At 66.5% G+C, this 12189-nt stretch carries 10 protein-coding genes; 8 read left to right on the plus strand and 2 right to left on the minus strand.

The genetic code is table 11. The features are described 5' to 3' along the window. Positions 1-10: 10 nt before the first annotated feature. On the minus strand, positions 11-985 hold the full coding sequence (locus AC1DDG_RS09275; RefSeq protein ID WP_476875834.1) for a helix-turn-helix transcriptional regulator: 975 nt from the start codon (positions 983-985) through the stop codon (positions 11-13). A 189-nt stretch (positions 986-1174) separates the two neighbouring features. Here AC1DDG_RS09275 and AC1DDG_RS09280 point away from each other — a divergent pair, with 189 nt between their 5' ends. From AC1DDG_RS09280 to AC1DDG_RS09295, 4 genes are all read left to right on the plus strand, one after another. Next, entirely contained in the window at positions 1175-2218 is a 1044-nt protein-coding gene (locus AC1DDG_RS09280) for an NAD(P)-dependent alcohol dehydrogenase (RefSeq protein ID WP_476875835.1), read from the plus strand. Between the two features lie 51 nt (positions 2219-2269). Next, complete coding sequence (locus AC1DDG_RS09285; protein WP_476875836.1) at positions 2270-2596, plus strand: carboxymuconolactone decarboxylase family protein; 327 nt, start codon at positions 2270-2272, stop codon at positions 2594-2596. Positions 2597-2741: 145 nt separating this feature from the next. Then, on the plus strand, positions 2742-3794 hold the full coding sequence (locus AC1DDG_RS09290) for an LCP family protein (RefSeq protein WP_476875837.1): 1053 nt from the start codon (positions 2742-2744) through the stop codon (positions 3792-3794). Positions 3795-3954: 160 nt separating this feature from the next. Continuing rightward, the gene (locus AC1DDG_RS09295) at positions 3955-5544 is read left to right on the plus strand and encodes an FG-GAP repeat domain-containing protein (protein ID WP_476875838.1); all 1590 of its coding nucleotides are present in this window, start codon (positions 3955-3957) and stop codon (positions 5542-5544) included. 23 nt (positions 5545-5567) lie between these two features. Here the strand turns inward: AC1DDG_RS09295 and AC1DDG_RS09300 are convergent, their stop codons facing one another. After that, positions 5568-6419: a lipase family alpha/beta hydrolase gene (locus AC1DDG_RS09300; RefSeq protein WP_476875839.1), complete on the minus strand. Its 852-nt coding sequence runs from the start codon at positions 6417-6419 to the stop codon at positions 5568-5570. An 826-nt stretch (positions 6420-7245) separates the two neighbouring features. Here AC1DDG_RS09300 and AC1DDG_RS09305 point away from each other — a divergent pair. From AC1DDG_RS09305 to AC1DDG_RS09320, 4 genes are all read left to right on the plus strand, one after another. Further along, a complete protein-coding gene (locus AC1DDG_RS09305) occupies positions 7246-9456 on the plus strand; it encodes a multicopper oxidase family protein (RefSeq protein ID WP_476875840.1) in 2211 nt (736 codons plus the stop codon). After that, positions 9453-10574, plus strand: a complete 1122-nt coding sequence (locus tag AC1DDG_RS09310) for a hypothetical protein (protein WP_476875841.1) — start codon at positions 9453-9455, stop codon at positions 10572-10574. The genes AC1DDG_RS09305 and AC1DDG_RS09310 overlap by 4 nt, the downstream gene beginning before the upstream one ends. Before the next feature lie 158 nt (positions 10575-10732). Then, a complete protein-coding gene (locus tag AC1DDG_RS09315; protein WP_476875842.1) occupies positions 10733-11347 on the plus strand; it encodes a DUF6919 domain-containing protein in 615 nt (204 codons plus the stop codon). Between the two features lie 126 nt (positions 11348-11473). Continuing rightward, a partial coding sequence (locus AC1DDG_RS09320; protein ID WP_476875843.1) for an ABC transporter substrate-binding protein occupies positions 11474-12189 on the plus strand: 716 nt, incomplete at its 3' end.

Below are 12189 nucleotides of genomic sequence, written 5' to 3' on the forward strand. Positions count from 1 at the left end.
GTGGGCACGGTCAGACGCCGTCCCCCGCGGCCGCCGGGGCCGAGTCCTGCCGCGTGGCCGGTGTCTTGGCGGCCGGGGCCTTGGCTGCCGAGGTCCGCTCGGCCTCGACTTCACGCCCGGTCTGGCTTTCGGCAGCCACGGCCTGCGTTGCCGCCCAGCTCGCCAGGAGCCGCAGGGCGTCCGCGGAGGGAGAACCGGGCTCGGGCGGATAGATGAACAGTGACAGTCCGGTGTCCGCGGAGAGGTCCATCGCCTCGAACATCAGGTGCAGCTCGCCGACGACGGGGTGGTGGAAGTGCTTGAATCCGGTGGTGTGGCGGCGCACGTTGTGCGCGGCCCAGCGGATGCGGAACTCATCGCTGCGGGTTGAGAGCTCGCCCACGAGGTCGCTCAGTCCCCGGTCGAATGGGTCGCGGCCGGCCTCGGCGCGCAGGATGGCCACCATGTTGTTGGCCGCCAGCTCCCAGTCGGGGAAGAAACGGCGGGAGCGTTCCTCCTCCAGGAAGATGAACCGGGCGTAGTTCGCCGGCCGCCCCGGGCTGACGTACATCTCGGAGTGCAGCGCATAGCCCAGCCGGTTGGCGGCCAGGATGTCCATGCGCCCGTTACGCACGAACGCCGGAGCGTCGGTGATCGAATCGAGGGCGAACTGGACGCTCGGCCGGACGCGCTGCTGGGCGGGACGCCGCCGCGGCTTCGTGGTGTTGGCAGCCCGGGCCAGGTCGAACAGGTGCGACCGTTCGGCGTCGTCGAGCTGAAGCGCCCTGGCCAACGCCTCAAGCACGCTCTCCGACACGCCGCCGAGGCTTCCGCGCTCCAGCCGGGTGTAGTACTCGACGCTCACGCCCGCAAGCGTCGCCACCTCCCCTCGGCGGAGTCCGGGCACCCGCCGTTTACCGCCGTACACCGGCAGTCCAGCCTGTTCCGGGCTGAATTTGGCGCGTCGGGAGGCGAGGAAGTCACGGATCTCGTTGCGGTTATCCATAGCCTCAAGGCTAGGAGTTTGCGGGGCCCGGAGGGAGTCCCTGCCAGTACCTGTATCAGCAGTGACTCCCTCATCCGAACCAAACAGGGTTGTATGGATGGTGCCCCGCCCCGCTCGCGGCCGACAAGTCCGCCGGGTGATCCCCTCTGGCGGCGTGACATTGCCAACCGATCCTGAAACAGGAGACACATGCTTACCGCCAACGCTTACGCCGCCCCGTCCGCTGACGGGGAACTCGTTCCCACCACCATCGAGCGCCGGGACGTCGGCGCCCACGATGTCCTGATCGAGATCAAGTACGCCGGCATCTGCCACTCAGACATTCACACTGTCCGGGGCGACTGGGGACCCCAGCAGTACCCGCTGGTCCCCGGCCACGAAATCGCCGGCATCGTCACCGAGATCGGAGCCGGGGTCACCCGGCACAAGGTGGGCGACCGCGTCGGAGTCGGCTGCATGGTCAACTCCTGCAAGGAGTGCGCCAACTGCCTCAAGGGCGAGGAGCAGTACTGCCTCGCCGGCATGACCGGCACCTACGGTGCCGCGGACCGCGACGGAACCATCACCCAGGGCGGCTACTCCACCCACGTCGTAGTGACCGAAGACTTCGTGGTCACCATCCCTGAGGGCATCGAACTCGACGTCGCCGCTCCCCTGCTGTGCGCCGGCATCACCACCTACTCGCCGCTGCGCCACTGGGGTGCCGGCCCCGGCAAGAAGGTCGCGATTGTCGGCCTCGGCGGGCTCGGCCACATGGCCGTCAAGCTCGCCCACGCCATGGGCGCCGACGTCACTGTTCTCTCCCAGTCCCTGAAGAAGCAGGAAGACGGCCTGCGCCTGGGTGCGGACGCCTACTTCGCCACGAGCGATCCCGGCACGTTCGAACAGCTCGCGGGCACCTTTGACCTGATCATCAACACGGTCAGCGCGAAGATCGACATCAGCGCCTATCTGCAGCTGCTGACCCTCGACGGCGCCTTGGTCAACGTCGGCGCACCGGCGGAACCGCTCCCGGTGAACGTGTTCTCACTCATCATGGGGCGCCGGTCCTTCGCAGGCTCCGCCATCGGCGGCATCCGCGAAACCCAGGAAATGCTCGACTTCTGCGCCGAACACCAGCTCGGCGCCGAGATCGAGGTCATCCCGGCCAGCAAGATCAACGACGCCTACGAACGCGTCCTGGTCTCCGACGTCCGGTACCGCTTCGTCATAGACACCGCCACCCTCAGCTAAGCGTTGCCACAGGCGCATCGGCACTGAACGACTACCGAGAAAGTGAAGACAATGGCAGACACTAAGGAACCTTCTGGCGCGGAGAAGTTGTTCGGCGATTTCGCGCCCGCACTGGTGGGTTTCACGGACGATGTCCTGTTCGGCCAGGTCTGGGAGCGGCCGGAGCTGACCCCGAAGGAGCGCAGCCTGGTGACGGTCGCGAGTCTCGTCACGAGCGGCAGCACTGAGCAGCTGGCCCACCACCTGGGCAGGGCCAAGGACAATGGCGCCAGCGAGCAGGAGCTCATCGAGGTGATCACCCACCTGGCCTTTTACGCTGGCTGGCCGAAGGCGATGTCCGCCATGGCGGTCGCGAAGGACCTCTTCCGAGCCAGCTAGTTCCACCATTGACTCCGTAGCCCCGTCCGGGGCTGCGGAGGGTGGAAGGGACAAAAGCCGCACCGGTTCCGGGCTTTTTCAGGGCACATTCAGGTCGCCCGGCGAGTCCTTTCCCATCGGGTCATTTCAGGCACATAGTTATCCCATGAGCGACCAGCGACGACGCGTCCAGCCTAAGGTGCTGCTGTTCCTTGTAACGCTGGGGGTCCTTGTGTCCGTCCTGGCAGGCGTCTTCGTCTGGGTACAGGGCCACCCTGGCAACCGGGCGGCCGCCCCGGCCATTCCTGCGGCAACGTCCGTATCCCCCACCGCCACTCCCTCGCCGAAGCCGACGCCTTCGGCTCCCGCGGTCCCCGTCGACAAGCTCCGGGGGCGGGGCGTCAACATCCTGCTGCTGGGCAGCGACACCCGGGAGCCGAATGCGAAGGCGGCCGCCGCGAGGGTCGCCACGGACCAGCGGGCGGACGCGATCATCATGGTTCACATCACCGCGGACCGCAGGCATGCCTACGGGATCTCCGTCATGCGGGACACCTGGGCTGCCATTCCGGGCCACGGTTTCTCCAAAATCAATGACGGCCTGGCTTTGGGAGGCGTACCCCTTATGACGCAGACCGTCGAGTCACTGTTCCGGGTGCACATCGACCACACTGTCCTGATCGACTTCGGACGATTCACGGGGTTGGTGGACGCCTTGGGCGGGGTTGAAGTGGACGTCAGGACGCCGTTCACTTCAACCCACGACAGCGGCCACGTGTTCAGGCCCGGCAAGCAGACCCTCACCGGCGCCCAGGCACTTGAGTTTGTCCGCGAGCGCTACGCATTCGCTGACGGCGACTACCAGCGGGTGCGGGACCAACAGACCTTCGTGAAGGCGCTGATCGCAAAGCTCCTCAGCCCGAAAACGCTGACGAACCCGGAGACGCTCCGTAAGGTGGTCAGCTCCGTCTCCTCGTTTTTCGCCGTCAATGCCGGCCTGGACGCGCCAGCCGTGGCGGGACTGGCGTACAGCCTGCGGAACATCCGCCTGCAGGACGGCGTGTTTTTTGCCCTTCCCACGGCGGGTGTCGGCACGTCCGACGACGGACGGTCAATAGTTCTGCAGGACCCGGCAGCCATCACCAAGATCAGGACGGCCCTTGCCGGGGACCGCGTGGCCCAGTACATCAGGGATTCGGGGATCCAGCCCGCCCGCTGAAGCCCGGCGCCGCCTCCGGACGTAAACTGGTGGTGGCAAAGGAGCGAACGGCAATGGACGGCGAAGCCCGCGATTCCGCGCTGGTACACCCCGCAACGTACATCGGCGGTCGGAACATCAGCGGTTGCCCCGTGGCCGCCGTCGGGAGCGGGTGGTCGCAATGACTGCGGTGTCGACGCGGCGCCTCCTGGCCGGGCTCCTCGTCTTCCTGGCCTTGCTCCTCGGTTACATTCCGGCTGCATCTCCTGCGCAGGCAGTATCGCTGAGGGGTCACGACATCTCCTGGCCCCAGTGCCCGACGGCGGTCGGCGGCTTTGGCCTGCCTCTCCCGCCCGCGTCATCCCAGTTCGTCGTGGTGGGCCTGACGAAGGGTCTCCCCTTCACCGAAAACCCGTGCCTTGCCAGCCAGGTGGGCTTCGTGAGGACCAGCGGCAAGCCCGCCCAGGCGTACAACATGGCGGCGTTCCCCACCGCGGCGCAGCTCACAACGTACCGGTCGCAGGGGCCGTGGTCTGCCGCCACCCGGGCCGGCCAGCTGTCCAACGTGGGCTACGCCGAAGCACGTTTCGCAGTGGCCAGCCTTACCCGGACAGGATTCACGCCGCGGGTGGTCTGGATCGACGTCGAACCCCGGCCCGCCCAGCCCTGGCCCACGGCCACTGCCCTGCAGCAGCGCGAAAACCGATATGTCATCGAGGGCCTGATGCGCGGCCTGCGGGATGCCCGCTTCTCCTATGGCGTCTATTCCTTCGCCTCCGGCTGGGCAAGCATTACCGGTTCCTGGCGGCTGCCCGGCGTGCCCGTCTGGGCCACGGCCGGCCGTCTCGATTTCCCCTCCGAGGCCCTCGATCTCTGCCGCAAGCCCAGCTTCTCCGGTGGGCGTGTGTACCTGTCACAGTGGTACGACGACGTCCGGGACTACGACCTGACCTGTGACCCGTACGCGTTCACTCCCCTGCCCGTCCCTGCGTCCGCCCTGTCGCGGTCGACGGCGGACTTTAACGGGGACTGGAACACCGACATCCTGGCCCGGGTCACGGCCACCGCAGAGCTGCGGATGTACCCGGGGACCGGGCACGGCGGCAGGCTTCCCGGCCAGCGCATCGGTACCGGCTGGAACGGTTTCAACGCACTTGAGACCCCTGGCGACTTCAACGGCGACGGCCCGCTGGACGTGCTTGCCCGTGAGATGGCCACCGGCAACCTCTGGCTCTACCGCGGCAACGGCACCGGCGGATTCCTGGCCCGCGTTAAGGTGGGCATCGGCTGGAACATCTTCAGCGCCATCATTGGGCCGGGTGACTTCAACGGCGACCAGCGCGTCGACGTCCTGGCGCGTGAAACCGCCACCGGAGCCCTCTGGCTGTACCGCGGCAGCGGCACCGGAGGATTCCTGCCGCGCGTCAGGGTGGGCACCGGGTGGAACGTCTTCAATGCCCTCGTGGGCCCCGGCGACTTCAACGGCGACGGTGCCGTGGATGTGCTGGCACGGGAAACAGCCACCGGCTTGCTGTGGCTGTACCCCGGCAGCGGTACCGGCGGCTGGCTCCCCCGCGTCAGGGTAGGCGTCGGCTGGAACGTCATGACCGCCGTCGTCAGCCCGGGCGACTTCAACGGTGACCGCACCGCTGACGTGCTGGCGCGTGACGCCGCCGGCGTGCTGTGGCTCTACCCCGGCAGCGGCGCCGGCACCTTCCTTTCACGTGTGCGGGTGGGGGCCGGCTGGAACGGGCTCGCCCCGCTCTTCTGAGCACGTTGCGGCGGCATGATCCGTTAGAGGCACCTGGGCTGGAAGGCGGGGTCGGCGGGACCCGCCGACATCCCGAGAGCGTTGGCAACGAGCTGCCGGACCACGGGGTCGTTGGGAGTCTGGTCGTGTTCGATCAGATCGGCCGGGCACTTGTCCTGGATGGTGATGTTGGTGACCTGCCTCGCCGGACCTGAGAGGAACTGGCTTTGGTAGGGAGTGACCACCTCATCGTGCGTGGTTGAAATCACGGTGTAGGCAGGACCTGCCACCGTGTCCCCGATGGAGTTCAGTTTCTGCAGGAACGCCGAGCCGGCCTGCTGGTCTGCGCACGCGGCGCAGGCGAAACCGGCGGAGCCGGCCACCGGCGGCGCGAAGTCCGGCGGCGGGGCAATTACTCCCTGCGTTCCGTGGTTGGATGGTGCGATTCCCACGAGCTGGTTGACTTTCTTCGCTCCGCCGAGGAATCCCATGTAGTAGCGCGGCATCATTCCACCCTGGCTGTGTCCCACCAGGTTCACCTTCTTCGCCCCCGTGGCAGCCAGCACAGCATCAACGAACGGCGCGAGCTCCCGGGCGGAGTCGGCTACGGGTGCCGTGGCGTCCACTCCGTTGGTTTCGCCGTAGTTAAGGGCGAAGACGCAGTACCCCGCGTTCTTGAGGTACGGAGACATGGTGACCCAGTTCTTCGCCATGTTCTCGAAGGTCCCGGGAACCAGGACCACCGGATAGGGGTGGGCCGCCGACGGCTTGCAGGACCAGTCATTGGCTCCGGGAGGAGAGACATCGACGGCGTCGGCCTGGGCGGGCAGCGCACCGAGGCAGCCGGCAAGGAGCGCGACGGCGGCTATGGAGACAGTTTTCTTGAGCAGCGACATGGAAACCTCTTCGTTTTGCGTGTCTGCGGGACGTGCGCCGGCCGGGACGGTCACTTTCGTGTGATCCGCGTCATGGGACGGTCCATCGATGCTAGGCAGGTCGCACGCCTGCCCACATGACTTTGCACGTCTGTGCATGCTTTCAGCCCGGCCGCCGCTGGCGCGCTGACCAAAGGCGATCCGCCTCCCACGCCGCTAAGTTACTGGCGAGTACGAGCGTGGCGTGGGAGGACCTGCACGGGATGACCTGGCGGGAGCAGCCCAGATTAATGCACGAATGTTCAGGAGCCGATTCCCCGGGACGGTGCTGAAGCCTGTCTTTGGGGCAGCGGATTGTGTGCTGCCTGCCGCCGGAGTTTTCGCGTCCAGAAGTGCCGAAGCTGGCTCCAGGCGTGCTGAGACCGTGGAGCCAGCCTTTTCGGCAAGTGCCCCTCGAGATGAAGGCTGTTCAAGCCTCCCCCCAACAAGGTTTGAAGAACACTTGCGAGACACAGGCTATGCGCATGCCGGGACGCAAGCAACGGTTCCCACTAACTGGCCCGGCGTTTCCGCTGGAGAAGTGTGCCGCCGTCGTTCGTGGTTCCGACGATCACCTTGCGGGCGGGCCTTCCAATACCCATCCCATTGAGGGGTCATGCACCCTGCGGATAACAATGTTTTCCCAAGTCCGGCACCCCACAGTGGTTGCGCGGGGCAACGACAACGCACTGTCGGCCCCGCAAGGCATGGAGTTCCCGGTGATCATAACGCTCGGGGAACGGCCTGGGTACAGACGACCGGGGGCCGCGGGGCATTTCAGGCCCCTAAACGAAGGAGGCGCAATCAGATGTCGCAGGAATCTACACACACAGGCGGGGTATCCCGCCGTACGCTCTTGCGGCTGGGGGCAGCCGGAGGAGCCGGCGCCGCGCTCGTCGCGGCGCAGGGCTGGGCAGGCCCCCTGCTCGCGCAGAAGGGACTCCTTTCGCCCGACGGCGCGTTCGCCGCCTCGTCCACGGCACTGGGCGATCTGTTGTTCTACATCGAGTCGTTCCCCACTAGCCCGCTGATCCTCACCCCGTTCAGCGACCCGCTGCCCATCCCGAAGGCCCTGGCCCCGACGCCGGCCGTGGGTGACAGCTTCACGAAGGGCTACACCGAGTGGAACGACCCGCCAGGCCCCGGTCAGGGCCAGCAGAGCTCCTTTAAGAACGAGCAGCACCAGATCTGGCCGAACAAGATAGGCTCCCCGGACCCCCTCATCTACAAAATCGACATTCTGCTGCGGCAGCATGCCTTCACCACCTCGCAGGTGCTGCCCATCGACGCCAACGGCCGGCCAACGATCTCGTTTGACGACAAGCGGAAGACGTATGCGGCCGGCACTAAGCGGAACCTGCCTATGAGCACAATCTACGGTTTCAACGGGACCTTCCCCGGCCCGATGATCAATGCCGAGTACGGCAGGCCGGCGCTGGTCCGCTTCGAGAACCACTTGGACGAGAACCCGATGAACCTGGACCGCCAGGACTTCGGATCACCGGACTGGTCCTTCCTCACCCACCTGCACAACGGCCATACCGCGCCCGAGAGCGACGGCAACCCGCACTACAGCATGACTGCGGGACCCAAGTACGAGGGCTACCTGCCAAAGACGTTCTGCGACAACCTGTACCTTAATTGGCCCGCCGGCAATGATGACCGGGAAAAACAGAGCTTCTTCTGGTTCCACGACCACCGGATGGACCACACCGGCTCGAACGTCTACAAGGGCATGGTGGGCCTTTACCCGATCTATGACCCGAAGAACGGCATGGACATGGGGGACGAGCGCCAGGGACTCCGGCTGCCCGGCGTGCGCAAGAACAACCCGGACGGATCCTTCGACGTGGACTACGACGTCCCGCTGGCGTTCTACGACTGCCGGCTCGACGACGGCGTGACCATGCACAAGGACATCCACGACGTGCAGAAGGAGTTCCCGGACGCCAAGAACCCTGCCAAGCACCCGGAGTGGTGGGGCAAGACCTTCTACAAGCACTTCCCCAACCACGGGTTTGTCGGCGATATCTTCACCGTCAACGGCACGGCCAGCCCGGTGATGGAGGTGAAGCGGCGCAAGTACCGTTTCCGGTTCCTCGACGCGTCCATCGCCCGGATCTACGAGTTCAAGCTGATGAGCTCCACCCAGGGACCGAAGTCCGCTGTCTCGCTCGGATACAAGGGGGATGAGCTTGAGGGCCAGTACCGCATCCCGGACGCGCAGCAGTGCATGGAATTCACTCAGATTGCCTCGGACGGCGGGCTCCTGCCGTTCCCGGTCAAGCGCAGCTCCTTCGAACTGTGGCCGGCCAAGCGCCGCGAGGTGGTCATCGATTTCAGCCGCTACCAGGACGGCACACCCACCACCAAGGGCGACGTCATCTATCTGACCAACGTCATGAAGATGCCGAACGGGCGGATGTGGTCCAACTCGTCCCGGTTCTCCCCCGACCCGAAGTACAAGGTCCCGATGCTCAAGTTCGTGATCGGCGACGACGCTCCCGACGACAGCGTAATCCCCACGGGGATGATGCGTGAGCTCCCGCCACTGCCCAGCAACTGGCAGAGCATGATGGACAACCGGCTGATCTTCGAGGTGGAGCGCGGCTCTGGCGGAGGCGAAACGGAGTGGCTCATCAACGGCAAACCCTTCACCCCCCACACCGTCGCCACCAGCCTCAAGAACCGCGCCGGCCGGTCACCGCTGGCCCAGCAGAAGAAGGGCAGCTACAACCTCTGGGAGATCCGCAACGGCGGCGGAGGCTGGGTCCATCCCTTCCACCTGCACATGGAGGAACACCGGGTGGTCATGCGGAGCGGCAGGGACGTCACCCGCGGCGGCGACAAGGGCCATCCCGATGATGTCTCACGTGAAGATCTGGTGGCCCTGGATCCGGGCGAGTCGACGATCATCTACCGCGGCTTCCGGGACTTCGTAGGGCCGTACGTGGCGCACTGCCACAACCTGGCCCACGAGGACCACGCCATGATGTTCGGCTGGGAAATCACGCCATGACAGCGTCACCGGCCAGTATCGCCAGCGGAACCGGCGCCTCGGCGCCGGTCCGCGCGGCGGTACCCTGGCGGACCCTGCTGCCCCTGGCGGTGCTGCTGGCCTATGTTGACGGGTTCTGGATGGTGTCGCTGAGGGGCGCCGTGGGGGCCATCGAACGCACCCAGGAGCCCTTCGCGAGCTGGCTTCGCGAGTCAACCGCCATACTCCCGGTGTTCGTCCTCGCCGTGCTGGCGGCCATCACGCTGGCGCTGAGGTGGTTCGGGCCTGCGCTCTCCGGAAAGATGGCCTTCCTGACCACGGCCCTGCTGATCGCCACAGCGGCAACCGTGGCCGGAACCGCCAGCCTTGCCGCCAGCGAGGTTTGGGACTACGCCCTGCAGCGCGACCTCATGGGCTCCCTGCACCACGCGTCATCCGTCCAGTCCGTGCAACAGCTGGACCAGGCATCCCTCGGGCTGCAGCTCGCGGCGCTGGCCTACGGCACCGGCTTGTTGCTGGTCACCAACATCGTGGTGACCGGGTGGACGGTGGCGATGCGGGGCGGACGGCTGGATGTCAGCCAATCCCGGAAGCGGCCGGTTCGCCACGACGGGACCGGCGGAACGAACCTCTGGCAAATGCTCGCGGCGGTGGCACTGTTCGGCAGCGCCGCCATCCACATCGCAGTGATACCGGAGCATCAGGATCATTGGGCCGCGGCCGGCGTTTTCTTCCTTGTTCTGGCATTGGCGGAGCTGGCCGGCGGGGTCCTGGTGTTGCGACGGCCGGGCCCGAACGTCCTCCGTGCGGTCGCGGCCGCCTCGGCCGTTCCGCTGGCGGTGTGGCTGTGGTCCCGCACGGCCGGGCTGCCCTTCGGCCCGGAGGCCGGCGTGCCTGAGGCTGTGGGCCTGGCCGATGCCGCCGCCTGTGTCCTTGAGCTTGGCACGCTGGTGGCGGCCGCCGCCCTGCTCCGCACCAGGGGCAGGCTCACCGCCCGGCCGGTGGGGCGGGCACACCTCCGCGCGCTGGCCGTCGTGGCGGCAATCGCGGTCGGAACCCTGGGCCTGGCAGCAGCCGTGCCAGGCTGGTACAGCAACGTGGGAACCCCGGCGGACACCGTACACAGCGACTCCCACTGACCCGTCGGGCGGCACCCCGTCGACTGCTCCGTAACTGCCGTTTTGGCACGGGATAAGGGCCGTTACGGAGCAATCGATGGCGTAACGGCGGTTAATCCGGCGTCTGCAGGCGTCATATCCCCTGTCCGGCCGGCAGCAGCCGCGTCTAGTCTCGAACTATGAACAATCACTTCACGGACGAACGGGACAGTTACGGCCGGCTCCTGGTGGACAGGGAAGTGTGGCGGCAGGCAACCACACTGGCCGCCGCCGGGGAGCTGACCGCACGGTGGCTGGAAGGCAAGAGCGAATACCAGGCGGGAACGCTGGCCCCGGACTTTGATGCCGAAACGCGGCCCATCGCCGGGCAACTGGCCGAGATCAACCGCAGCGGGCTCTTCACGAAGGAATCCCAGCCGGGACTTGCAGCGGACGCCAGCCATGCCCAGCGGGAGTACGTCACGGGTTTCTGCTCCACGGAGTCGGCCCGGCGCCTCCTGCAGCTTTCCACGCAGACGGAATTTGTTGCCATCGCCCATGCCCCGGGCGAGATGAGCCGCGCGTCCATTCCCGTGACGCTCGACGGCGACGACGTCGCCACCGTCCTGGGCACCAGCGAGAGCCCCATCGAGTCGGAGCAGATCCGGGACTGGGCGGAGGAGAGCAACGAAACGCTCGCCCTCGTCCTGGCGGATTCCTGGTACGTCGAACTGCTCGATCCGGTATGGGGACGGAACCAGCGCCTCCTGCCTGCGGTCCTGGAGACGCTGAGGTCGGCGCCGGAGGATTTTTAACGGTTTACGACCTCCCGTGAACGTCCGCGACCTCCGGTGAACCCCTGCTACGGCGGCCATTGTGGGCGGGTTGAGGCTCTACGTAATCTCAGTCCAACACCCCCAACAAACCCCCGAAGGAACACCATGTCGACGTCAAAGGACAATCCGGGATCCACCCGGATCGCCGCGGGAGAGACCCGCCCCAATCGCCCCCGCCGGCTCAAAATAGGCATCGCCGTTGGCCTGCTGGCCGTCCTCGGCGCAGGCGCCGCAGTAGCCGCCACCTCGATCCGCAACACTGACACCGCAGCCGCAAACACCGCCGTCACCACCAGTCCCGCCACGGAACTCAAGCTCGGTTACTTCGGCAATGTCACGCACGCCGCGGCCCTGGTGGGCGTCAATCAGGGCTTTATCAAGGACAACCTGGGCAGCACCAAGCTGTCCACGCAGGTGTTCAACGCCGGCCCGGCGGCCATCGAGGCGCTCAACGCCGGGGCCATCGATGCGACCTACATCGGCCCGAACCCGGCCATCAACTCGTTCGTCAAGAGCAAGGGCGAATCCATCAGCATCATCGCCGGGGCAGCCTCCGGCGGCGCGCAGCTGGTGGTCAAGCCGGAGATCAAGACGGCCGCGGACCTGAAGGGCAAGGCGCTGGCATCGCCGCAGCTGGGCGGCACCCAGGACGTGGCGCTGCGCGCCTGGTTGGGCAAGCAGGGTTTCAAGACCAACACCGACGGCGGCGGGGACGTCAAAATCAATCCCACCGAGAACGCCCAGACGCTGAAGCTGTTCCAGGACGGAAAGCTCGACGGCGCGTGGCTGCCGGAGCCGTGGGCCTCCCGCCTGGTGCTCCA

Source organism: Arthrobacter sp. 10L430, assembly GCF_056395245.1.

Bases quoted from the DNA above. Each gene is read 5' to 3' on its own strand.
- AC1DDG_RS09275 (WP_476875834.1), bottom strand. From the start codon at position 985: ATGGATAACCGCAACGAGATCCGTGACTTCCTCGCCTCCCGACGCGCC.
- AC1DDG_RS09280 (WP_476875835.1), top strand. From the start codon at position 1,175: ATGCTTACCGCCAACGCTTACGCCGCCCCGTCCGCTGACGGGGAACTC.
- AC1DDG_RS09285 (WP_476875836.1), top strand. From the start codon at position 2,270: ATGGCAGACACTAAGGAACCTTCTGGCGCGGAGAAGTTGTTCGGCGAT.
- AC1DDG_RS09290 (WP_476875837.1), top strand. From the start codon at position 2,742: ATGAGCGACCAGCGACGACGCGTCCAGCCTAAGGTGCTGCTGTTCCTT.
- AC1DDG_RS09295 (WP_476875838.1), top strand. From the start codon at position 3,955: ATGACTGCGGTGTCGACGCGGCGCCTCCTGGCCGGGCTCCTCGTCTTC.
- AC1DDG_RS09300 (WP_476875839.1), bottom strand. From the start codon at position 6,419: ATGTCGCTGCTCAAGAAAACTGTCTCCATAGCCGCCGTCGCGCTCCTT.
- AC1DDG_RS09305 (WP_476875840.1), top strand. From the start codon at position 7,246: ATGTCGCAGGAATCTACACACACAGGCGGGGTATCCCGCCGTACGCTC.
- AC1DDG_RS09310 (WP_476875841.1), top strand. From the start codon at position 9,453: ATGACAGCGTCACCGGCCAGTATCGCCAGCGGAACCGGCGCCTCGGCG.
- AC1DDG_RS09315 (WP_476875842.1), top strand. From the start codon at position 10,733: ATGAACAATCACTTCACGGACGAACGGGACAGTTACGGCCGGCTCCTG.